Below are 21,387 nucleotides of genomic sequence, written 5' to 3'. Positions count from 1 at the left end.
ATCGGCGAAGTCGGTGATCTGCGAGCCGACGACTAGTCGAGGCGTTCGCTGACCGCTGGCTCAGTCGCCGTCGCGCCGAGCGCGGCCACCCAGCCGGTGATCTGGCGGGCGATGTTGCGGTCGGTCAGGCCTACCCCGGCCAGCACCTCACCGCGCGAGGCCTGCGCGAAGAACTCCTGCGGCAACCCGACGTCGCGGCACGGCACGTCGATCTCGGCGTGCCGCAGCGCCGCCGATACTGCCGAGCCGACGCCGCCCGCGACGCCGTTGTCCTCGACCGTCACCACCAGCTTGTGTGCTCGGGCCAGGTCGCCGATGGCCTCGGGCACAGGCAGCACCCAGCGGGGGTCGACGACCGTCACGCCGATGCCCTGATTGCGCAGCAGTTCGGCGACCGCCAGCGCCATCGACGCGAACGGGCCGATGGCCACCAGCAGCACGTCGTCTGAGAAACCGTCCGCGGGTGCCGCGAGCACGTCGACGCCATCGCGCCGCTTGAGCGCCGGAATGTCTTCGCCCACATCGCCTTTGGGGAACCGAATGGCGGTCGGGCCGTCGTTGACGTCGAGCGCCTCGCCGAGTTCCTCCCGCAGCCGGGTTCCGTCACGCGGTGCGGCTACCCGCATGCCCGGCACGATGCCCAGCATCGACAGGTCCCACATTCCGTTGTGGCTTGCGCCGTCGGGGCCGGTGACACCGGACCGGTCCAGCACCATGGTCACCGGCAGCTTGTGCAGCGCGACGTCCATCATGACCTGGTCGAACGCCCGGTTCAGGAACGTCGAGTAGATGGCCACCACCGGATGCATGCCGCCCATCGCGAGCCCGGCCGCCGAGGTCATCGCGTGCTGCTCGGCGATGCCGACGTCGAAGAACCGGTCGGGGAAACGCTGCCGGAAGCTGCTCAGACCCGTCGGGCCGGGCATCGCCGCGGTGATCGCCACGACGTCGCGTCGCCGTGCGGCATAGCCGATCAGTGCGTCGGAGAACGCCGACGTCCAACCCGGCCCGGGCACCGACGTCGCGAGGCCGGTCTCGGGGTCGATCACACCGCACGAGTGCATCTGGTCGGCCTCGTCGTTCTCGGCGGGCGGGTAGCCCATGCCCTTGCGGGTCACGACATGCACGATCACCGGCGCATTGAAGCCGCGCGCCTGACGCAACGCGGTCTCCACCGCATGCTCATCGTGACCATCGATCGGGCCGACGTATTTCAGGCCGAGATCGGTGAACATCACCTGCGGCGACAGCGCGTCCTTGATGCCCGCCTTCACGCTGTGCAGGCACTGGTAGCAGAGCTCGCCGACCAGCGGCACGCCACGAAGGGCCCGCTTGCCTTCGTCGAGGACCTTCTCGTAGCCGGGCTGGAGCCGCAGTCCGGCCATGTGTTCGGCGAACCCGCCGATGGTCGGTGCGTAGCTGCGGCCGTTGTCGTTGACGACGATCACAACCGGCCTGCGCGCCGCGGCGATGTTGTTCAGCGCCTCCCAGCACATGCCGCCGGTCAGCGCGCCGTCACCGACGACTGCGACCACGTGTCGGTTGCGATGCCCGGACAGCTCGAACGCCTTGGCAAGGCCGTCGGCGTACGACAGCGCCGCGCTCGCGTGGCTGGACTCCACCCAGTCGTGCTCGCTCTCGCTGCGCGACGGATAGCCCGAGAGCCCGCCCTTCTTGCGAAGCGTGTCGAAGTCATGGCTGCGGCCGGTGATCATCTTGTGCACGTAGGACTGGTGGCCGGTGTCGAAGATGATCGGATCGTGCGGCGAGTCGAACACCCGATGCAGGGCGAGCGTGAGCTCCACCACACCGAGGTTGGGGCCGAGATGGCCGCCAGTCGCAGCGACCTTGTGGATCAGGAATTCGCGGATTTCCTGTGCCAGATCGCTGAGCTGCGACTGAGAAAGGTGCTGCAGATCGGCGGGACCGCGGATCTGTTCAAGCATTAGGCCAGTGTAGCCACGCGCCTGGACCTCAGTCCTGTCGAGACTGGTAGATGTCGGGCACACCATCGTGGTCCGCGTCCGTAGTTTCGAATTCATGGATTCGCCGGTAGGCGGCGTTGCGGCTCAACAACACAAGCGAAGCCAGTACACCTGCGATAACGGACCCGACCAGCACACCGATCTTGACGTCGTCGCCTGTCGCCGTGCCCTGTCCGAACGCCAGTTCACCGATCAATAACGAAACGGTGAACCCGATGCCGGCCAGCAACGACACGCCGAGCACGTCGCGCCAGGCGAGGTCGTCGTCGAGGCGCGCGCCGGTGAATTTGGCCAACAAGAACGCCGTGCCTGACACGCCGAGAGGTTTGCCGACGACCAAGCCGGCGATGACACCGAGTGTGACGGGATGCACAACCGCAGCGGTGAAACCAGACAGACCGCCGACCGTCACCCCGGCCGCGAAGAAGGCGAACACGGGCACCGCGAGCCCCGCGGACAGCGGCCGCATGAGGTGCTCGAAGGTCTCGGCCGATGCATGCTTGCCGATGACCGGCACAGTGAAGCCCAGCACCACTCCCGCGACGGTGGCGTGCACGCCGCTGGCGTGTACCAGCGCCCACGTCGCGAGGGCCAGGGGCACCAGCAGCCACCAGCGCCCGTACCCGCGCTGAACGGCCAACGCGAACAGTCCGCCCGGGATCAGGGCCAGCGCCAGCGGGGCCGCCGACAGGTGGTCGGTGTAGAAGAAGGCGATGACGATGATCGCGAGCAGGTCGTCGACCACCGCCAGGGTGAGTAGGAATGTCCGCAGCGCGCTCGGCAGATGGGTAGACAGAACCGCCAGCACCGCCAAGGCGAACGCGATGTCGGTGGCCGTCGGCACGGCCCAGCCCACCAGGTTCTCCTGGTGGCCGCCTGCGACGTTGATCGCGACGAAGATCGACGCGGGCACCAGCATGCCGCCGACCGCAGCCAGGATCGGCAGCGCGGCCCGGCGCGGGTCGCGCAGATCACCGGCGACGAACTCGCGCTTGAGCTCGAGGCCGACGACGAAAAAGAAGATCGCCAACAGGCCGTCGGCGGCCCACGCCGACACCGACAGGCGCAAGTGCAGCGATTCCGGGCCGACCGCGAAATCGGACATCCTGTCGTAGAGGTGCGACCACGGTGAATTCGCCCATCCCACAGCCACTCCCGCGGCGATCAACAGCAGCACACCGCCGACGGTTTCCTCGCGCAGAATCTCGGCGAACCGTTTGGCCTCCGACCACGACCCGCGCGTCAGCAAGCGAGTCTTTGCCGGGCGGTTGCTCATCGTGTGCCCTCCAGTCAGCCTCGTTGGACTGCCGACCAGCCTTCCCGGCACACCTCGGGCCAAGGTAGCAGCAAAAGGTAGCGCCCCGCGTCGCGATTTCGCGAGATACGGTCAGGCGCCATGATCATCGAACGACGGTGCGTTGTCGATGCTCCCGCCGAGCAGGTGTGGGCCCGCGTGGTCACGCCGGAAGGCATCAATGACGAACTGCGGCCGTGGATGACCATGTCGATGCCGCGCGGCGCCGAAGCCCTGACCGTCGACAACGTGCCGGTCGGCGTCCCGATCGGACGATGCTGGTTACGGCTGTTCGGTGTGCTGCCGTTCGACTATGACCTGCTGACCATTGCAGAACTGGAGCGCGGGCACGGTTTCGACGAGCAATCGACAATGATGAGCATGAGCAGATGGCGGCATCAACGCACGGTTACACCCGACGGCGACACGAAAACCGTTGTGCGCGACCGCATCACCTTCGAGCTTCGGGCGCCCTTGCGCCCCGCCACGCCGATCGTCGCCGCGGGACTGCGCGCCCTGTTCGGCCACCGGCACCGGCGCCTGCAGCGGCACTTCGACAGTGCCTAGCGACACGGGCAAATTCGAATAACCGCGTACAGCGGTGGCTACGGTGCACAATCGAGCAATGGCTGACATTGGCGTTGCGGCGCAGAAGCCACCGCTGGATCAGACCTCGAAGGCGATCATCTACGCGCTGCAGCGAGACGGCCGGCGGCCCTACTCGGCCATCGCCGAGGAGGTCGGAATCTCCGAGGGGGCGGTGCGCCAGCGCGTGCAACGCCTGGTCAGCACCGGCGTCATGCAGATCGTCGCCGTCACTGACCCCACCGAACTCGGCTTCGGCCGCGAGGCGATGATCGGGATCAGCTGTTCCGGCGACAGCCTGCTCGTCGCCGAAAAGCTCACCAAGATCGAAGAGATCGACTACGTCGTCCTGACCGCAGGCAGGTTCGACATCGTGGTCGAGGTGATATGTGAGGACGATTCGCAACTGCTCGACATCCTCAACACTCGCATCCGCTCGCTACCGGGTGTCTATCTTGCCGAAACGCTGGTCTATCTGAAAACGCTCAAGCAGCAATACAACTGGGGCACGCGCTAGGTCAGCAGGCCCAATTCACGGGCCCTGCGAACGGCGTCGCGACGCTTGGCGACGTCGAGCTTGGTCAATATCGCCGAGACGTGGTGATCGACGGTCTTGACCGACAAATACAGCCGCTCAGCCAGTTCCGCGTTCGTCATCCCCTCGTCGAGCAACCGGAGCACCTCGGTCTGGCGGGTAGTCAATCCGGCAGGGTTCGCCAGCGTCGCCGCGCGGCGACGGGCCGGCACCGCAGGCATTCCCTGCGCCCGCAGCTCGCGGCGAACCTTGCCTGCCACCGCGTCGGCGCCGAGCCGGTCCAGAATGTCCAATGCCCGCGCGGCCAGTGCGGGATCACCGGAATCCACCAGCGCGAGCGCAGCGTCGTACGGCATCGAACGACGGTGGAAGTCCTCGGCTGCGGCCTCGTACGCCCCGTCGAGCAACACCCGGTATGGCTCGGCCACCCCTACGACGTCGATGTTTTCACCCACTCGCCGAAGCCACACCGCCAACTCGCCACGCGACCACTCGAGGCCGGTGACGGGTCCTTCGGTCAGCATCTCACGGCATTCGGCCATCCGATCGTCGGGTTCGCCTGTCAGCCAGGTGAATTCGACGACCGCCGCCGCAACGGGCAACATCCGAAACGGTTCACCGAACCGGCATGCAAGCCGCCACGCCTCGTCGAGTGAAGCGCTGACCGTTCCGCCTTTACGCAATTGCACCAGCGCGCGGATGAGATGCGGCCAGGTGCGCGCCAGCGGAGCGCTCGGCCCGTCCAGGAGGCGGTCCGCCTCGGCGACCGCGTCATCCCATTCACCGACCATCAATTGCAGTCGCGCACGCGAACCCATCTGCCACACCCGGCAGATCGGCAGATCGTGTTCGTGCATCAGCGGAATGCTGACATCGAGCAGTTCGGCCGCGACGTCCAGCCTGCGCTGCTCGACATCGAAGTAGGTGATGTTGCTCCATCCGCCGGAATACAACTCGTCGATGTGCGTGGGGCCCGATTCGAGAATCGCGAGAATCTCGTCGCGACCGGAGCCGTCACCCTTGAGCACAACGCCGTAGTTTTCGATCAACCGAACCCGGATCATCAAGTCGGAATTGCCGGTCCTCTCGGCGATCTCGCGGGCACGGGCGATCAATGTGTTCGCGCGGTCGAGATCGGACGCTTGCACCGCCAGATAGGCCTGCATCGCGAACGCATGGCCGAGTTGCACCAGTTGGTCGGTATCCTCAGTTTTCTCGTCGAGCACCGTCATGGCTTGGGCCGCATGGCTTTCTGAGAGATCGCGGTGCGCGTTGTACCACTGGTAGACGGCCAGCGAGTGATGGTTTGCACTGACCGCGGCCGACTCCCCCAACTCTTGTCGAATCTGCATTGCCCGCTGGCAGGCGGTGATTGCGTCGGCCAACCGGTCGATGAGGTAGTACTCCCAGGCGAGCAGTTCGAGCAGCTCGGCTTCTTTCGCCTTGTCCAGTGGGCCACCGTGCTCGAGCGCGGTGGTGAAGAACTCACATGCCTGGGTGTGCGCGCCCGAACGCGCGGCGGCGATGCCCGCATCGCTGGCACATCGTCGGATCCGCTCGACGTCCCTGGCGCCCAGCGCATGATGCGTCAACACCGCCGAATCAGCATGTGCTGTCGCCTCATATGCGTCGAGCAGCCGTCGATGCAGACGCGGTTCTGCACCCGGCGGGATGACGCTGCGGATCGCCAGGCGGCACAGGTCGTGGCGGAAAGCCACGCCGCGGGAACTGCGCCGGATCAGCCCCGCGTCGGCTAGTGCGCGCGAAGCGGGCACCGTGACGCCCAGATCCGCCAGCAGGTAGTCGGGAATCGAGCCCGGCGAGCACGTCAGCAGATTGAGCAGATCCCACGCTGCCGAGTCGAGGCCGGCGGTGCGCTCCAGCACCGCGTCGCGCACCGTCGTCGGCAGGTCGTCGCCGTGATGGTCCAGCATCTCGCAGACAAAGAACGCATTGCCGCCGGTGATCTGATGCAGCCACACCGGATCGACAGGCCGCTCGCCGACGAGGCCCTGGACGGCGTGCACACTGAGCGCAGGCATGGCCAGCGAGTCGGCTCGTGCGGAGCGGGCGACGTCGCCGAGCAGCGCGCGCATGGGATGGCTCGCCCCGATCTCGTCGTCGCGCAGCATCCCGATCACCAGCGACCGCGTCTGCGAGATCCGTCTGAGCACAAACCGCAGCAGGTCGATCGTTCCCTGGTCGGCCCAGTGCAGATCGTCGAGCACGAAAACCGATGGCGCAGTTCGCAAGTCGTCGTTCACGGCGGCGAAGATGTCATAGGGCTGGTCGCCCTGCTCGAGCGCGGCCCTGGTGGCGGGTGCCAGGCGGTGCGCGAGGTCGTGAATCGGACCGAGTGGCCGCGGTGTTGGCAGCGGATCGCAGACGCCCCACAGCACACGTTCGTCGCGAACCCACCGCTCGACGAATGTCTCCACAAGCGACGTCTTGCCCGCCCCCGACTCACCGCAGAGCATCACCATACGGCCGCGACCGGTGCGCGCTTCGTCGCCGCGGGCCTGGAGTTCGGCGAGCTCATGATCACGCTCTGTGAGCTTCACAGCTGCCGATGATAGTGAACGCAGAGGTCGCTGAGCAGGCGAAATAGTCGGACTGGCAAAGATAGGGAACTTCTCCCCATGCCGATGTGACCGGATCGGCCGAACGTAGACCCCGACCGCGGTGCCCACCGCGAGCCGATCAACAGTCAGGAGAAGTCATGAAGCGCTATGTCATCGAGCGGGAGATCCCCGGAGCGTCCGAGCTGAGCGAAGCCCAGCTGGCCGAGATCGCCGCGAAGTCCAACGACGTCGTCGCGTCCCTTGGGGTGCCGTATCGGTGGATCACCAGCTACGTCGCAGGCGACAAGATCTATTGCATTCACGAAGCCGAAGACGACGACGCCATCCGAGAGCATGCCCGTCGCGGCGGCTTTCCCGCCAACGCCGTCACCGTCGTCGCCAACGAGTTCGGACCGCACACGGCCGAACAGGTCGCAACACACTGACCTACGGATCCATGCGGCGTGGCCGGTCAGAAACCGGCCACACGTATGGCAGATCGTCGGGTACGTCATTGAAGATCGGCCGATAGTGCGCGGGGTCCTTGCGAACCAGGGCCGACTGGTGACTGCGGTGGAAGGCCGGATCGCCCAACCACGGCGGCAGTTCACCGGCGGCTGCCAGATCCTGCTGCACCCGCGGCGACGAAAGGCCGGTGCCTTGCGTCAGATCGGCGACAAGGGTGCCGCTGCACGTGTCGGCGTTACCGAGGTCGCACCACACCGCGCAGATATCGAGCCCGTAACGGACCAGCGCCTCTTCGTACCCCGCCCACATCTTCGCGGCGGGGTGATGGCGCCATCCATAGCCTGCGACGGTGAGCGCACGCAACACCTGAATGGTCTCGACCCGCTGCTTGCCTAGCCGTCGCTTGTCGAGCACGCACGCGGTTGCGCCGAAGTCGGCGTAAGGCAGGAACGTCTGCACGCTATGCCCTGTCCGACTCGAGAATTTCTTTGAGCAGCTTGAGGTCTTTGGTGTTCGCGCGCTTCATCGCGCTTGCCATCATCGGAGCCACGATCGCCGAGAAGCCGGACGGCTCACCGCGATTGCGTAGCGTCATCCGCGTGGAATCGGTTGTGACGTCGGACCACTCGTACGTCGTCTCCATCGGAAACGGCCCTTCGGCGGTCCGCATGACGAAGCGCCTGTCAGGCTCGAACTCCACCACCTCGTAGGTGTACGTCAGCGTGCGGCCGAGGAATGCGGCGGTGAATTCGAACTGCGAACCCAGCTCCAACGAACGCGGTGTCTTCCACTGGACACCTTTGATGTTGACGTACCACGCCGGCGCGTTGTCAGGGTCAGCGGCGTAGGCGGCCACTTCCGGACGCCGTCGATGAATGACTGTCTCGACGGCCACGTCTACCCGCGCCATACCCAACCGCTACCACAGTTCGTCGCCGTTAGGCAGGCACTGGATCCGTCTCGCGTTCCCATGCTCGGTGTTTAGCCAGCGCCGAGGCGAAGGCCTCGGCGAACTCATCGGTGAGGTCGTCGGCGGCTGCGGCAGTCGACACCAAACCGTTCGACACGACGATGTCGGTGTCGTCGGCGAGCTGTTCGGGCAGGCCGAGTTTTCGCACCAGGTCGACGCCGGAACCGAAGGCCCCGACGGCCTTGAGGTGTTTGTACGCCTCGGTGATGAAATGCATTGCGTAGCCGTCCTTCGACAGCGTTTCCACCGAGTCGGGCCCGCACGGCACCACCACCGCGTCATAGAGCACGGACGCCATCGTGGTGATCGCCCGATCGACAGCGATTTCGCCGCCCGACCCACCGGACAACGTGCCACCAGCAACCGGGGCAAGCACCTCGACGATCGCACCGTATTCCGACATCGCGTTCTTGAATCGCTCCACGCCTTTCACGTCGACACCGTCGGCGGCCAGCACCGCGATCTTGCGGGTGGCGATGCTGTCGGTCGCGGTGTTCAGCTGTGACAGCGCCGGTGAGGCAGGCATCTTGTCCTCGACCGGCTCCTCGGCGGGTTCGGGCAGCCCCAGCTTTCCGGCGACCCTGGTCGCCAGCTCGTGGTCGACGAGATTGAGCTGATCGACGACCCTGGCACGGATCTCGCGTGTTTCGACCTTGCCCAATTCGAACGCGTACGCCTCGACGATGTGTGTGGCCTCGACCGGCGACATGCTCTTCCAGAACATCCGGGCTTGGCTGTAATGATCGGCAAAGCTCTTGGCACGCTGGCGGATCTTGTGGCCGTCGACCTTCTCGGTGTAGTGCCGGAACACACCCTCGTCGGCCAGTGCCGGGCAGCCGCCGCCCAGGGTATTGGGGAAGTAACTGGTTCTGCCCTGCGGCACTGCGTGCTGACCGTAGCCGTCCTGCTGGTTGGTGCGGACGTCGGCCAGCGGCCGGTTGACCGGCAGTTGCGCGAAGTTCGGACCGCCGAGCCGGATCAGCTGAGTGTCCAGGTAGGAGAAATTGCGGAACTGCAGCAGCGGGTCATTGGTGAAGTCGATACCGGGCACCACATTGGCAGTGTGGAATGCGACCTGCTCCGTCTCGGCGAAGAAGTTGGTTGGATTGCGGTTGAGTACCATCTTGCCCACCGGCCGAACCGGAACCTGTTCTTCTGGAACGAGTTTCGTGGCGTCCAGCAGATCGAAATCGAAGTTGAACTCGTCGCTCTCCGGGATCAGTTGCACGCCGAGTTCCCACTCCGGGAAGTCACCCGCCTCGATCGCCTCCCACAGATCCCGCCGGTTGAAGTCGGGGTCTTTACCCGCGACCTTCTGGCATTCGTCCCAAACCAGCGAATGCACGCCGAGTTTCGGCTTCCAATGGAACTTCACGAACGTGCCTTCGCCCTTGGCGTTGACGAGCCGGAAGGTATGTACGCCGAAGCCCTCCATCATTCGGTAGCTGCGCGGCAGCGCGCGGTCTGACATCAGCCACATGATCGTGTGCAGCGTCTCAGGCTGCAGCGAGACGAAGTCCCACAGTGTGTCGTGTGCCGACTGCGCCTGCGGAATCTCGTTGTGCGGCTCCGGTTTGACGGCGTGCACGAAGTCGGGGAACTTGATGCCGTCCTGAATGAAGAACACCGGGAAGTTGTTTCCCACGAGGTCGTAATTGCCTTGCTCGGTGTAGAACTTCGTCGCAAAGCCACGCACATCGCGAACCGTGTCGGCTGACCCGCGCGATCCCGCGACCGTCGAGAACCTCACGAACACGGGCGTCTGGGTGCCGGGGGTGGTCAGGAACTTCGCCGCCGTGTATTCGGCCAGCGAATCGTCGTAGGGCTCGAAGTACCCGTAGGCGCCCGCGCCGCGGGCGTGCACTACGCGTTCGGGAATGCGCTCGTGGTCGAAATGGGTCATCTTCTCGCGAGCGTGAAAGTCCTCGAGCAGCGTGGGTCCTCGTTCGCCGACCGTCAGCGAGTCGTCGGTGTGGTCGACCCGGACACCCTGCTGGGTGGTCAGGTAGCCGGTCTCCCGGCTGACGCGCGAAGCGTCGAGTTGGTCTTGCTTTGCGTTTTGCCCGTTGTCAACCATGGCGGGCGGGTACCCAACATCAGCGCGTGAGAACCGCGACGCATTCGACGTGATGCGTCAGCGGGAACGAATCGAACACCCGCAGGTCCTCCACGGAGTACCCAGCGCCCAGATAGAGCCCGATATCGCGGGCAAAGGACGCGGCCTCACAACCGATGTGAATCACCCGCGGCACCTCGGCAGCAGCCAGCATGTCGATCACCTCGCGGCCGGCCCCGGACCGCGGCGGGTCGAGCACCGCGACGTCGGCGCGCTCGGTCTGCGTCGACAACGCACGGCGCACAGAGTCCGTCACCACGGACACCCAACCGAGGTCGGCCATCGCGGCCCGCGCCGACCGCGATGCACCCCGCGAGGTGTCCACCGTGACGACTTTGCCCCGCTCCCCGACTCCCTGCGCCAACACAGCCGCGAAAACCCCTGCGCCGCCATACAAATCCCACGCCGTCATGCCGGGGTCGAGCTGCGCCCAGCCCGCCACCAGCTCGCTGTAGACGGCTGCGGCGTCACGGTGCGACTGCCAGAACGCCGTTACCGGCACCCGCCAGACCCGCTCACCCACGCGCTGCACGGCCTCGTACCGGCCCTCGGCCACCAGCGTCGTGGTCTTGCGCCCGGTCCGCGGCCCCGACTGCACGATGTGGCGCTCACCGTCATCGTCGACAACGACGTGCAGTTGCGCGCCAGGCGGCCACCTCCAGTCGTTCAGGCCGTCGAGCATGCCTGCCGGAAGCTGCGCGCAGTCGAGCTCGGTGACCAGCTCCGAGCTGTGGTAGCGATGGAAGCCCGCCGTTCCCTCCGCCGTGGTGTCCAGCCGCACCCGCGTCCGCCATCCCGTCGCTTCGCCATCACCGACCGGCTCGGCGACGGCGGAGTCCTCATCGAGCCACTGGTAGCCGCCCAGCCGGGCCAGCTGGTTGGCGACGACCGCACCCTTCAGCCTGCGCGTCGCCTCGGGTTGCGCGAACGCCAGATCGCAGCAACCCGCGCCGTCCACACCCGCGATCGGGCACAGCGAGTCGACACGATCGGGTGACGGCTCGATCACCTCGACAACGTCGGCGTGCCAATAGGATCCGTGGTCGCCTACCACACGGACCTTCACCGTTTCACCCGGCAGCGCGTAGCGCACGAACACGACCCGACCCTCGTGGCGCGCCACGCAACTACCGCCGTTGGCGGGAGGCCCTGCGGTCAGCGTCAGTTCCTCGGGCCAGGACGGTGCCTCTTCGACCTGTTCGCTCAATCCAAAAAGCCCCTGCGCGCATCGCCAGGAGCCGCATGCGGCTGCAGCGTCTTGATCCGCTCAGACGAACTCAGTTGCCACGGAACCGAAGTCACCATCACGTTCGGCTCGAACAGCAGCCTGCCCTTCAATCGAAGCGCACTCTGGTTGTGCAACACCTGTTCCCACCAATGCCCCACCACATACTCGGGGATGAACACCGTGACGACGGTGCGCGGCGACTCCCTGCTGATCCGCTTGACGTAATCGAGCACGGGGCGGGTTATTTCCCGATACGGCGAAGCAATCACCTTGAGCGGCACGCTGATATCGCTGTCCTCCCACCGATGCACCAGCTCGCGCGTCTCGCCGTCGTCGACGCTGACAGTGATCGCCTCGAGGACATCGGGCCGGGTCGCGCGGGCGTAGGCCAGCGCCCGCTTTGTGGGCATGTGCAGTTTGGACACCAGCACGACGGCGTGGTTGCGGCTGGGCAACACCATGTCATCACCCTGTTCCTCGGCTTGCTGCTCGAGCTCGTGGGCGACGGTGTTGTAGTGCCGGTGAATGGATTTCATGATGATGAACAGCGCGCCCATCGCCAGGATCGCAATCCACGCGCCCGCGACGAACTTCGTCACCACCACGATGACCAACACCGTGCCGGTGCACAGGAAACCGATTGTATTGATCACCCGGGACCGCATCATGTGGGCGCGTACGGCGGAGTCGGTTTCGGTGCGCAGCAGCCGCGTCCAGTGCCGGACCATGCCGATCTGGCTGAGCGTGAACGACACGAACACGCCGACGATGTAGAGCTGGATCAGCGCGGTCACCTCGGCGCGGAACGCGACCACGAATGCGATCGCCGCGAACGCGAGAAACAGGATGCCGTTCGAGAATGCCAGCCGGTCGCCCCGGGTGTGCAGCTGCCGCGGCAGGTAACTGTCCTGCGCCAGAATCGATCCCAACACCGGGAATCCGTTGAAAGCCGTGTTGGCGGCGAGGATCAGGATCAGCGCGGTCACACCGGCGATCAGGTACAGCCCGACCGGGAAGTCGTGGAACACGGCGTCGGCCAACTGCGCGATCAGCGTCTTCTGGTGATACCCGGGGGGTGCGCCGACGAGCTGTTCCGTGGTCTCGGCAACCTTGGCACCAGTCGCTTTGGCCAACAGGATGATGCCCATGAACAGGGACACCGCGATGACGCCAAGCAGCAGCAGAGTGGTCGCGGCGTTGCGGGACTTGGGTTTCTGGAATGCAGGCACCCCGTTGCTGATCGCCTCGACGCCGGTCAGCGCCGCGCAACCGGACGAGAATGCGCGCGCCACCAGAAACACCATCGCGAATCCGAGCACGTCGCCGTGTTCGGATTGCACCGAGAACGAGGCGGATTCGGCCCGCAGCGGGTTGCCGAGCACGTAGATCTGGAACAGCCCCCAGGCCAACATGATGTACATGCCGATCATGAACGCGTAGGTGGGCACCGCGAACGCGGTGCCGGACTCCCGGATGCCACGCAGGTTCAGCGATGCCAGCACCAGGATCGCGATGACCGCGAACAACACCTTGTGATGGTTGATGAACGGCACAGCCGAGCCGATGTTGGCCATCGCAGAAGCCATCGACACCGCAACCGTGAGCACATAGTCCACCAGCAGCGCGCTGGCCACCGTCAAGCCCGCGGTCGGGCCGAGATTGGTGGTGACGACTTCGTAGTCGCCGCCGCCGGACGGGTACGCGTGCACGTTCTGCCGGTAACTGGCGATCACGACGAGCATGACCGCGGCAACGGCCAGCCCGATCCACGGTGCCATCGAGTAGGCGGTCAGGCCGGCAACCGAGAGCACCAGGAAGATTTCCTCGGGCGCGTAAGCCACCGACGACAGCGCGTCGGACGCGAACACCGGCAGCGCGACGCGCTTGGGTAGAAGCGTGTGGGCGAGCTTGTCGCTGCGAAACGGCCTTCCGAGAACCAACCGGCGCGCAGCGGTCGAAAGCTTGGACACGAGTGCCAAGAGTAAGCCCGACGGCCGTTGCCCGTCGGAAAGCGGTAGCGTTCCGTGTGCGCGGGTTCGCCACAGACATGCCGGAAAGGACCGTCAGGTGCGTGTAGTGGTCATGGGATGCGGCCGGGTGGGCGCTTCACTGTCGGACAGCCTGGCCCGGATCGGCCACGACGTGGCGGTCATCGATCGCGACAGCACAGCATTTCATCGCCTCTCCCCCGAGTTCCCCGGCGAGCGGGTGCTCGGCATGGGATTCGACCGCGACGTCCTGCTGCGGGCGGGCATCGAAGAGGCCGGCGCCTTCGCCGCCGTCTCGTCGGGCGACAACTCCAACATCATCTCGGCGCGAGTGGCGCGCGAGAACTTCGGCGTCGAGCGTGTCGTGGCCCGCATCTACGACGCCAAGCGCGCCGCAGTCTATGAACGCCTCGGGATCCCGACGGTGGCCACCGTGCCGTGGACGACCGACCGGCTGCTCAACCTGCTGACCCGGGAAACCGAGACCACCAAGTGGCGCGATCCGACGGGCAACGTCGGCGTGACCGAGCTGGCGCTGCACGAGGACTGGGTCGGTCATCGCGTCACCGCCCTCGAGACGGCCACCGGCGCGCGCGTGGCGTTCATGATCCGGTTCGGTGCGGGCCTGCTGCCCGACCCCAAGACCGTCATCCAGGCGGGCGACCAGGTGTACATGGCCGCGATCGCCGGGCACATCGCCGAAGCCTTGGCGATTGCGGCGCTGCCGCCCAGCGAGGACGTGGAGGGGTCGTGAAGGTCGCTATTGCCGGGGCCGGCGCGGTCGGCCGGTCGATTGCCCGTGAGCTCGTCGAGACCCACGAGGTCACCCTGTTGGAGCGCAACCCCGACCACATCGACGTCGATGCGATCCCGGCCGCGCACTGGCGCCTTGGCGACGCGTGCGAGCTGAGCCTGCTGGAGTCGGTCAAGCTCGAGGAGTTCGACGTCGTGATCGCCGCAACCGGCGACGACAAGGTCAACGTGGTGGTCAGCCTGCTCGCCAAGACCGAGTTCGCGGTGCCGCGGGTGGTGGCCCGCGTCAACGACCCCCGCAACGAGTGGTTGTTCGACGACAGCTGGGGCGTGGACGTCGCGGTGTCCACGCCGCGCATGCTGGCGTCACTCGTCGAGGAGGCCGTAGCCGTCGGTGACCTGGTGCGGCTGATCGAGTTCCGCAAGGGCCACGCCAACCTCGTCGAGATCACGCTGCCCGACGACACGCCGTGGGGCGGCAAGCCCGTCAAACGGCTGGAGCTGCCGCGCGACGCCGCGCTCGTGACGATCCTGCGCGGACCACGAGTGATCGTGCCCGAGGCCGACGAACCACTCGAGGGTGGCGACGAACTGTTGTTCGTGGCCACCACAGAGGTCGAGGACGCGCTGCAGGAACTGCTGCTGCATCCGCAGTCGCGCTGAGCCTCAGCGCGACGAGTAGGCCGGCGGCGGGGTCGGGCGGTCGTGGCAGCGGGCCGCGGCGGCAGGGGTGACGCGGCTGAGGTCGCATTGCGCGTTGCGGATACCGAGCGCAGAAATCAGCCCGGCAATCACGAACAGCGCGGCCGTCACCAGCGCGCCCTGCCGAAAACCGTCGAAATCGACTGTGCCACCGATAATTACGCCCGTTAACGCAACCGCGATCAGGCCTGCGATTCGGGACACGGCGTTGTTGATCGCCGAGCCGATCCCACTTTGCGCGGGATCGACGGCGGCCAGGATCGCTGCGGTCAGCGGCGACACCGTGATCGTCAGGCCCAGCCCGAACACCACCACGCCTGGCAGCAACTGCGTGACGAAGTTGAACGGTTCGTGCGCTGTCGCCATCCAGAGGAATCCGCCCGCAGCGATCAGCGGGCCGACCGCCATGAACAGCCGCGGCCCGTGCACGCCCGCCAGCGTGCCGAACCGGCGGGCCAACAAGAACGACAGCACCGGCACCGGCAGCGTCGCCAACCCCGCCTCGGTTGCCGACAACCCCGCGGCCTCTTGCAGGAACAGCGCAACGATCAAGATCCCGAGCGACACCGCTGCATAGAGGAACACCGTGGCCAGGTTGCCCACCGCGAAGTTGCGGGCGGCGAAGATATGCAGCGGCATCATCGGATGCGGGGTACGGCTCTCCCACCACGGGAATGCGGCAAGGCATACCAACCCGATCACCAGACCAGCGAGCACAGGCGGATTCGAGAACCCAAGCCGTTGTCCTTCGATGAGCGCGTACACCGCGCCGGTCAGCCCGACCGCGTTGAGCGTCGCGCCGACCACGTCGATGCGCGCCGACCGGTCGCCCTTGTCGGTCGGCAGTTTCGCCGCCAGGTAGAGCGTGGCCACCAGCGGCACGATGTTGACGCCGAAGATCCACCGCCAGCCGACCGCGTCGACCAGCAGCCCTCCGAGCAGCGGGCCGACCACGAACGCGGTGCCCGTCCACGCGGTCCATGTGCCGATGGCGCGGGCCTGCGCGGCGCCCGAGAACCGCGCGTTGATCATCGCGAGCGAACTGGGCACCAGAAACGCGGCGCCGACGCCCTGCACGCATCGCGCGGCGACGAGGATCCAGCCGCTTGGTGCGATTGCACACATCACCGAGGCGACGCCGAATATCGCGACGCCCATTCGCAATACGGCCAGTCGGCCGAACTGGTCGGATATCGCGCCTGCGACCAGGATCAGCGCCCCGAGGGTGAGCAGATAGCCGTCGAGGACCCACTGCTGCAACGCAAGGCCGCCACCGAACTCCCTGCCGATCGCGGGCAGGGCGAGGTTGACGACCGAACCGTCGAGAAACGCGACGAACGAGGCCAGCACCGCGACCGCGATCAGCGGCCGGTCGGCACCCGTGTCAGTGGGCATCGGGTTGGGCGACGTCCCCGTGTTCCTCGGCGGTCTTCGCGGTTTCCGCGTGATGCGCGTGCAGCGCCCGCTGGGCGGTCCTGATGGCCAGATACGTCACGAGCGCGGCCACCGCGGTCAGCGGCCAGCCCATCGCGATGCGCGCGATGCCCAACCAGCCCGTCTGGTTGGCGTCATACAGGTGCTGCTGCACCACGAATCGCGAGGCGAACACCAGCACCCACACAACCGTCGCGAGGTCGAACGCCACCACCGCTTTGCGCAGCCCGCGCCAGTCGCGGTCGTGCGAGTTGACCCAGCCCCAGATGTAGCCGACGGCCGGGCGCCGAATCAGGATCGAGACCCCGAAAACGATTGCCCAGAACAACGACATCCAGATGCCGAGCAGAAAGTAGCCCTTCGACTCGCCCACCATGTAGGCGATCGCGGCGCTGATGCCGACGCCGATGAAGCCGGAGATCGCCGGCTGAGCGGACTCGCGTCGGATGAGCCGCCAGATCAGGATCAGCGCCGCCACTCCCAGGGCCGCGCAGATGGCGGGCAGTAGCCCGAATGCGGTTGATACGGGAACGAATACGACGACGGGCAGCGACGAGTAGATCAGGCCGCTGATGCCGCCCATCTGTTCGAGGACGGCGTTCGCTTTGTGCTGCTTCCCCGGTTCAGGTCCGGGGTCGGTCACTTCTGAATCTCGTAGTGCGGGTTGTACATCGCCTTGCCGCCGTTGTCGAGCTTGCCGATCCGGCCGTGCACCCGCAATGTGCGGCCGGACTCGATACCGGGGATGCGGCGCTGACCGAGCCAGACGAGCATCACCGAGTCGGTGCCGTCGAACAGTTCGGCCTTGACACCGCCGGAGCAGCCCTTGCCGTTGCATTCAACGCTGCGCAGTGTGCCGACCATCGTGACTTCTTGGCCGCGGTGACAGTCGATCGCCTTTTGGGCGCCGGTACTGGCGGCCTCGTCGCTGAGCTCTTCTACGTCGAGTTGCTCCGGGTCCTCCGTCAGCCGGCGGGTGAGCCGGCGCAGATACCCTTCGGCCGTAGCCATGGCCTCTCCTGACTTTTGCAGATCCACCATGGATCTACCCAATCCAACGCCACGGTAGACCTCTTGGTTCCGATATGCCACGCGGGGCCGGGTCGCCACGCCGACGACTCGATGAACAGGGCACGATCATCTGATGGCGGTCAATCTGCGGGGCGTCACGACGGTTCTGCTGCCCGGCACAGGATCCGACGACGACTACGTCTACCGGGCGTTTTCCGACGCTCTGCACGATGTCGGCGCCGTCGTCATGGCGCCTTCGCCGCGGCCGGAACGGCTCATCGACGGCTACCGCGACGAGCTCGACAACGCCTCGCGTGGCGGCCCGATCGCTGTCGGCGGGGTATCCATCGGCGCCGCGGTGGCCGCGGCATGGGCGCTGGCTCATCCGCGTCACGCGGTCGCCGTGTTGGCGGCCCTGCCCGCCTGGACGGGCGACCCGGATACCGCGCCTGCGGCGCTGGCCGCGCGACACTCGGCAGAGATGCTGCGGCGCGACGGGCTGGCGTCGGCCACTGCGCAGATGCGGGCGGGCAGCCCGGCGTGGCTGGCCGACGAGCTGACCCGGTCCTGGGTCGGGCAATGGCCCGCGCTGCCAGACGCGATGGAGGAGGCGGCCCGGTTCGTCGCACCGACGTGCGGCGAGTTGGAGGGGTTGACCGCGCCGATGGGTGTGGCATCGGCCACCGACGACCCGATACATCCGGTCGAGGTCGGCATCGAATGGGTCGCGGCCGCACCGCGCGCGGCACTGCGCACCGTCACGTTGGACGAAATGGGCGCGAATCCGTCGGTGCTCGGCGCCGCGTGCCTGGCCGCACTGCTCGACGCTTGAGCCCTTGCGATTTCGGCGCGTTTACCGTCGCTGAGCGTGGATTACCGCGCCGAAATCGCTAGCCGCCGGTGATCGTGCGCAGCTGCTGCATGGCCGTCCCGAGCTCGCTGCGGCGCGCTGCGGGCTGCGGGGGCTGCTGCGCAGCCTGCTGGGCCTGTTGCAGCTGCTGCTGCGCGGCCTGTTCGGCGGCCGCGCGCAGTTGCGCTGCCATCGGTTCCGGCAGCTGCACCTGCAGTGGAGTGCGAACCGGCAACGGGGTGTCTCCGCGCCGAACGACGGTGTCCGCCAGGGCATTTCGCGCCTCGTCAGTCAGCGCCGCAATCTTGTCCTGCGGGCCGTTGACCACGCACCGGATCATCCAGCGGTAGCCGTCGACACCGATGAACCGCACGACGCCTGCCGGTTGGTCCGGTTCGGGCTTCGATACGCCGACCACCTCGCGACCCCACGGGCCGTCCTCGATGCGGACCTCGGGCACGTCCTTGCGCAGCGAGTCCGCCAGCTCGGTGGCGACTTCCCGCCACAGCCCCGCCGTCTTGGGCGCGGCGTAGGCCGCGATGGTGAACCGGCCGTTGGGCGTCACCACCCACACGGCGCTGGGCACACCCACCTCGGTGAGCTCAACCTGTACCTGACCGGCCTCGGGCATCGGGATCAGGACCGAACCCAGATCCAGCCTGCCAAGTGCCGCTGTCGACGGGTCGTCGAAGTCGTCGACGTCGAACGGGCCGTCGAGTTCTTCGTCGACCGGGTCGCCCGTCAGGTCGTCGTCGGGATCGCTGTGCTTTCCGAATGCCATCTCACAAACTCGCATGTCCGCCGGAGGAACCGTGGCCACCGTCGCCACGGGTTGTGTCGGCCAAGCCGGCCTCGTCGAAAGACGTCACCTCGACCAACTCTGGCAGCTCGACCCGTTGCACAAGCAGTTGGGCGATCCTGTCTCCCCGGTTCACGACGATCGGCGTCTCCGGGTCCAGGTTGATCAATGACACCTTGATCTCACCACGGTAACCGGCGTCGATCGTGCCGGGGCTGTTGACGATCGAAAGGCCCACGCGCGCAGCCAAACCCGAACGCGGATGCACGAGCCCGACCATGCCGTGCGGGATGGCGACGGCGATGCCGGTCGGTACCAGCGCCCGCTGACCGGGCGCCAGCTCGACGTCGAGCGCGCTGAACAGGTCGACGCCCGCGTCGCCGTCATGAGCACGGCTGGGCATCGGCAATTCACGATCCAGGCGCACGACCGCCAGAGAAGTGGACACGACGTCAGAGATTACTCTTGGCCGCGTGTCCGACACGCGCGCCACGTCGCAAACCGTTCGCTACCGCGAACGGTTGGCTGTGCCTTGGTGGTGGTGGCTGCCGGGACTTGGGCTTGCCGGCCTGATCGCGTTCGAAGTCAACATGGGCGTGCCCGCGCTGCCGGCCTGGGTGCCGTTTGCGGTGCTGTTGCCGGTCGCCGCCGTCGTGCTGCTGTGGTTCGGCAAGACCGAGGTGAGCGTTGTCGGCGGGACGGGCGGCACCGAGTTGTGGGTCGGCGCGGCACATCTGCCGGTCACCGTGATCGAACGCTCGGCCGAAGTGCCGAAAACAGCGAAGTCGGCAGCGCTCGGGCGCCAGCTCGACCCGGCCGCCTTCGTCGTACACCGGGCATGGGTAGGTCCCATGGTTCTGCTGATCCTCGACGATCCCGATGATCCGACGCCGTACTGGCTGGTGAGCTGCCGCCATCCTGACCGGGTGCTCGCCGCGCTGCGCGCCTGAGCCGCTCAGGCCGCGCAGTCGGTGCAGATCATCACGCCGTTCTTCTCGCTGGCCAGTCGGCTGCGGTGATGCACCAGAAAGCAGCTCGAGCACGTGAACTCGTCGGCCTGCTTCGGGATCACCCGCACAGACAGTTCCTCGCCGGATAGATCGGCGCCGGGCAGCTCAAAAGACTCAGCGGACTCGGACTCGTCGACATCTACGACCGCAGACTGGGCCTCGTTACGCCGCGCCTTCAGTTCCTCCAGCGAATCCTCGGAAACGTCGTCGGTTTCAGTGCGCCTCGGGGCGTCGTAATCGGTAGCCATCTTCCTCGTCCCCTCCGTCAAACCTTGCAGCAGAGCTTTGTACCAGCGTCGAACGCATTCCCCAAACGATTCGTGCCCGTTCTGACACCCGTTACAGTGTGATTTACGTCACAGTGTAGATCCGACCGCAGGAAGGGCCGCTTGTCTTTGGCCTTAGAGTGCAGGCGTGGTCGCGCAAATCACAGACGGTACCGCGTTCGACAAGCGCGGTCGGCCCTTTCGCCGGCGTAATTACCTGCCTGGCATCTTGCTGTTCGTCGCACTCGCGGTGGTGACGCTGCTGGTGTGGGTGATGGCGCTGAGCAGACCGCCCGATGTCCATGAGGCGACCATCTGCAACCCGCCTCCGCCCCCGGCTGACCCGTCCGCCCCGGCGCCGAAGCTGGGCGAACAGGTGACCCGCGCGGACATGACCGACGTGACGCCCGCCAAGCTCTCCGACTCCAAGATTCGCGTGCTCAACGCCAGCGGCCAGGGTGGCCAAGCCGCCGAGGTGGCCGGCGAGCTGCGTGACCTGGGATTCGCCGAACCAGCGGCAGGCAATGACCCCGTGTACACCAACACTCGGCTGCAGTGCATCGGCCAGATCCGCTTCGGTCCGTCCGGGCGCGCCGCCGCAGCGGCGGTGTGGCTCGTGGCGCCCTGCACGGAGCTGTTCCAGGACCAGCGCGGTGACGACACCGTCGACCTGGCGATCGGCACCGAGTTTTCGGAGTTGACCCACAGCGACGACATCGACGCAGTGCTGGCGAGCCTGCGGCCCGACGCCACCCAGCCAGCCGATCCCACGCTGCTGAAGAAGATCCACACCGCCACCTGTTGACGTCGAATTGCGCTGGAATCGGCGGGA

Annotated in this window: 22 protein-coding genes; 8 read left to right on the top strand and 14 right to left on the bottom strand. The window is 66.5% G+C overall.

Going from position 1 to position 21,387, the window contains the following annotated elements:
• Positions 1 to 32 precede the first annotated feature (32 nt).
• Both J3E61_RS22420 and nhaA read right to left on the bottom strand, forming a co-directional pair.
• Positions 33 to 1,946 (bottom strand): 1-deoxy-D-xylulose-5-phosphate synthase, encoded by a 1,914-nt coding sequence (locus tag J3E61_RS22420; RefSeq protein WP_210085018.1) that lies wholly within the window; start codon positions 1,944 to 1,946, stop codon positions 33 to 35.
• A gap of 28 nt (positions 1,947 to 1,974) precedes the next feature.
• Complete coding sequence (gene nhaA, locus J3E61_RS22415) at positions 1,975 to 3,261, bottom strand: Na+/H+ antiporter NhaA (RefSeq protein ID WP_210085017.1); 1,287 nt, start codon at positions 3,259 to 3,261, stop codon at positions 1,975 to 1,977.
• A gap of 120 nt (positions 3,262 to 3,381) precedes the next feature.
• Between nhaA and J3E61_RS22410 the strand changes: the two genes are divergently transcribed.
• The gene (locus J3E61_RS22410; protein WP_210085016.1) at positions 3,382 to 3,846 is read left to right on the top strand and encodes a hypothetical protein; all 465 of its coding nucleotides are present in this window, start codon (positions 3,382 to 3,384) and stop codon (positions 3,844 to 3,846) included.
• A gap of 58 nt (positions 3,847 to 3,904) precedes the next feature.
• The gene (locus tag J3E61_RS22405) at positions 3,905 to 4,381 is read left to right on the top strand and encodes an Lrp/AsnC family transcriptional regulator (protein WP_210085015.1); all 477 of its coding nucleotides are present in this window, start codon (positions 3,905 to 3,907) and stop codon (positions 4,379 to 4,381) included.
• Here the strand turns inward: J3E61_RS22405 and J3E61_RS22400 are convergent.
• Positions 4,378 to 6,960 carry an AAA family ATPase gene (locus tag J3E61_RS22400; RefSeq protein ID WP_210085014.1) on the bottom strand — a complete coding sequence of 861 codons (2,583 nt, stop codon included), beginning with the start codon at positions 6,958 to 6,960 and terminating at the stop codon, positions 4,378 to 4,380. The genes J3E61_RS22405 and J3E61_RS22400 overlap by 4 nt on opposite strands.
• Positions 6,961 to 7,118: 158 nt before the next feature.
• On the opposite strand from J3E61_RS22400, the gene J3E61_RS22395 reads away from it, so the two are divergent.
• Positions 7,119 to 7,406 (top strand): DUF4242 domain-containing protein, encoded by a 288-nt coding sequence (locus J3E61_RS22395; RefSeq protein WP_192720876.1) that lies wholly within the window; start codon positions 7,119 to 7,121, stop codon positions 7,404 to 7,406.
• Position 7,407: 1 nt separating this feature from the next.
• On the opposite strand, the gene J3E61_RS22390 is transcribed toward J3E61_RS22395, so the two are convergent.
• The 5 genes from J3E61_RS22390 to J3E61_RS22370 are packed head-to-tail and all read right to left on the bottom strand — an operon-like array spanning position 7,408 to position 13,712.
• The gene (locus J3E61_RS22390) at positions 7,408 to 7,887 is read right to left on the bottom strand and encodes an MSMEG_6728 family protein (protein ID WP_210085013.1); all 480 of its coding nucleotides are present in this window, start codon (positions 7,885 to 7,887) and stop codon (positions 7,408 to 7,410) included.
• 1 nt (position 7,888) lies between these two features.
• Complete coding sequence (locus J3E61_RS22385; RefSeq protein ID WP_210085012.1) at positions 7,889 to 8,338, bottom strand: SRPBCC family protein; 450 nt, start codon at positions 8,336 to 8,338, stop codon at positions 7,889 to 7,891.
• 28 nt (positions 8,339 to 8,366) lie between these two features.
• The gene (locus tag J3E61_RS22380) at positions 8,367 to 10,475 is read right to left on the bottom strand and encodes a catalase (RefSeq protein ID WP_210085011.1); all 2,109 of its coding nucleotides are present in this window, start codon (positions 10,473 to 10,475) and stop codon (positions 8,367 to 8,369) included.
• 19 nt (positions 10,476 to 10,494) lie between these two features.
• A complete protein-coding gene (locus tag J3E61_RS22375) occupies positions 10,495 to 11,721 on the bottom strand; it encodes a class I SAM-dependent RNA methyltransferase (protein ID WP_210085010.1) in 1,227 nt (408 codons plus the stop codon).
• Positions 11,718 to 13,712 carry an amino acid permease gene (locus J3E61_RS22370; protein WP_192720881.1) on the bottom strand — a complete coding sequence of 665 codons (1,995 nt, stop codon included), beginning with the start codon at positions 13,710 to 13,712 and terminating at the stop codon, positions 11,718 to 11,720. The genes J3E61_RS22375 and J3E61_RS22370 overlap by 4 nt, the downstream gene beginning before the upstream one ends.
• A 97-nt stretch (positions 13,713 to 13,809) precedes the next feature.
• On the opposite strand from J3E61_RS22370, the gene J3E61_RS22365 reads away from it, so the two are divergent.
• Entirely contained in the window at positions 13,810 to 14,484 is a 675-nt protein-coding gene (locus J3E61_RS22365; RefSeq protein WP_192720882.1) for an NAD-binding protein, read from the top strand.
• Positions 14,481 to 15,146, top strand: a complete 666-nt coding sequence (locus tag J3E61_RS22360; protein ID WP_192720883.1) for an NAD-binding protein — start codon at positions 14,481 to 14,483, stop codon at positions 15,144 to 15,146. The genes J3E61_RS22365 and J3E61_RS22360 overlap by 4 nt, the downstream gene beginning before the upstream one ends.
• Before the next feature lie 3 nt (positions 15,147 to 15,149).
• On the opposite strand, the gene J3E61_RS22355 is transcribed toward J3E61_RS22360, so the two are convergent.
• From J3E61_RS22355 to J3E61_RS22345, 3 genes are read right to left on the bottom strand one after another with little or no spacing between them, the layout of a single operon-like run.
• On the bottom strand, positions 15,150 to 16,580 hold the full coding sequence (locus tag J3E61_RS22355) for an MFS transporter (protein WP_210085009.1): 1,431 nt from the start codon (positions 16,578 to 16,580) through the stop codon (positions 15,150 to 15,152).
• A complete protein-coding gene (locus J3E61_RS22350; RefSeq protein WP_210085660.1) occupies positions 16,570 to 17,202 on the bottom strand; it encodes a DUF3159 domain-containing protein in 633 nt (210 codons plus the stop codon). Before J3E61_RS22350 ends, J3E61_RS22355 begins: the two co-directional genes overlap by 11 nt.
• Positions 17,203 to 17,258: 56 nt before the next feature.
• Positions 17,259 to 17,630, bottom strand: a complete 372-nt coding sequence (locus J3E61_RS22345; protein ID WP_192720885.1) for an OB-fold nucleic acid binding domain-containing protein — start codon at positions 17,628 to 17,630, stop codon at positions 17,259 to 17,261.
• Positions 17,631 to 17,763: 133 nt separating this feature from the next.
• Here J3E61_RS22345 and J3E61_RS22340 point away from each other — a divergent pair, with 133 nt between their 5' ends.
• On the top strand, positions 17,764 to 18,462 hold the full coding sequence (locus J3E61_RS22340; RefSeq protein ID WP_210085008.1) for an alpha/beta fold hydrolase: 699 nt from the start codon (positions 17,764 to 17,766) through the stop codon (positions 18,460 to 18,462).
• Between the two features lie 58 nt (positions 18,463 to 18,520).
• Here J3E61_RS22340 and J3E61_RS22335 read toward each other — a convergent pair whose 3' ends face one another.
• Positions 18,521 to 19,261 (bottom strand): DUF3710 domain-containing protein, encoded by a 741-nt coding sequence (locus J3E61_RS22335; protein ID WP_210085007.1) that lies wholly within the window; start codon positions 19,259 to 19,261, stop codon positions 18,521 to 18,523.
• 1 nt (position 19,262) lies between these two features.
• Positions 19,263 to 19,727: a dUTP diphosphatase gene (gene dut, locus J3E61_RS22330; protein ID WP_210085006.1), complete on the bottom strand. Its 465-nt coding sequence runs from the start codon at positions 19,725 to 19,727 to the stop codon at positions 19,263 to 19,265.
• A 25-nt stretch (positions 19,728 to 19,752) separates the two neighbouring features.
• Between dut and J3E61_RS22325 the strand changes: the two genes are divergently transcribed.
• On the top strand, positions 19,753 to 20,229 hold the full coding sequence (locus J3E61_RS22325) for a DUF3093 domain-containing protein (protein ID WP_210085005.1): 477 nt from the start codon (positions 19,753 to 19,755) through the stop codon (positions 20,227 to 20,229).
• A 5-nt stretch (positions 20,230 to 20,234) separates the two neighbouring features.
• On the opposite strand, the gene J3E61_RS22320 is transcribed toward J3E61_RS22325, so the two are convergent.
• Entirely contained in the window at positions 20,235 to 20,537 is a 303-nt protein-coding gene (locus J3E61_RS22320) for a DUF4193 domain-containing protein (protein ID WP_024445904.1), read from the bottom strand.
• 166 nt (positions 20,538 to 20,703) lie between these two features.
• On the opposite strand from J3E61_RS22320, the gene cei reads away from it, so the two are divergent.
• Complete coding sequence (gene cei, locus J3E61_RS22315; protein WP_192720890.1) at positions 20,704 to 21,360, top strand: envelope integrity protein Cei; 657 nt, start codon at positions 20,704 to 20,706, stop codon at positions 21,358 to 21,360.
• Positions 21,361 to 21,387 lie beyond the last annotated feature (27 nt).

Source organism: Mycobacterium sp. OAE908, from assembly GCF_017872775.1.
Classification (GTDB): Bacteria; Actinomycetota; Actinomycetes; order Mycobacteriales; family Mycobacteriaceae; genus Mycobacterium.
The sequence above is the reverse complement of the archived record's forward strand: the minus strand, read 5'-3'. Positions and strand labels throughout refer to the sequence as shown.

What these genes read in the sequence shown, in the direction of transcription:
- J3E61_RS22420 (WP_210085018.1), bottom strand. Translation starts at nt 1,946, where the DNA reads ATGCTTGAACAGATCCGCGGTCCCGCCGATCTGCAGCACCTTTCTCAG.
- nhaA (WP_210085017.1), bottom strand. Translation starts at nt 3,261, where the DNA reads ATGAGCAACCGCCCGGCAAAGACTCGCTTGCTGACGCGCGGGTCGTGG.
- J3E61_RS22410 (WP_210085016.1), top strand. Translation starts at nt 3,382, where the DNA reads ATGATCATCGAACGACGGTGCGTTGTCGATGCTCCCGCCGAGCAGGTG.
- J3E61_RS22405 (WP_210085015.1), top strand. Translation starts at nt 3,905, where the DNA reads ATGGCTGACATTGGCGTTGCGGCGCAGAAGCCACCGCTGGATCAGACC.
- J3E61_RS22395 (WP_192720876.1), top strand. Translation starts at nt 7,119, where the DNA reads ATGAAGCGCTATGTCATCGAGCGGGAGATCCCCGGAGCGTCCGAGCTG.
- J3E61_RS22385 (WP_210085012.1), bottom strand. Translation starts at nt 8,338, where the DNA reads ATGGCGCGGGTAGACGTGGCCGTCGAGACAGTCATTCATCGACGGCGT.
- J3E61_RS22380 (WP_210085011.1), bottom strand. Translation starts at nt 10,475, where the DNA reads ATGGTTGACAACGGGCAAAACGCAAAGCAAGACCAACTCGACGCTTCG.
- J3E61_RS22355 (WP_210085009.1), bottom strand. Translation starts at nt 16,580, where the DNA reads ATGCCCACTGACACGGGTGCCGACCGGCCGCTGATCGCGGTCGCGGTG.
- J3E61_RS22350 (WP_210085660.1), bottom strand. Translation starts at nt 17,202, where the DNA reads ATGGGCGGCATCAGCGGCCTGATCTACTCGTCGCTGCCCGTCGTCGTA.
- J3E61_RS22345 (WP_192720885.1), bottom strand. Translation starts at nt 17,630, where the DNA reads ATGGCTACGGCCGAAGGGTATCTGCGCCGGCTCACCCGCCGGCTGACG.
- J3E61_RS22340 (WP_210085008.1), top strand. Translation starts at nt 17,764, where the DNA reads ATGGCGGTCAATCTGCGGGGCGTCACGACGGTTCTGCTGCCCGGCACA.
- J3E61_RS22335 (WP_210085007.1), bottom strand. Translation starts at nt 19,261, where the DNA reads ATGGCATTCGGAAAGCACAGCGATCCCGACGACGACCTGACGGGCGAC.
- J3E61_RS22320 (WP_024445904.1), bottom strand. Translation starts at nt 20,537, where the DNA reads ATGGCTACCGATTACGACGCCCCGAGGCGCACTGAAACCGACGACGTT.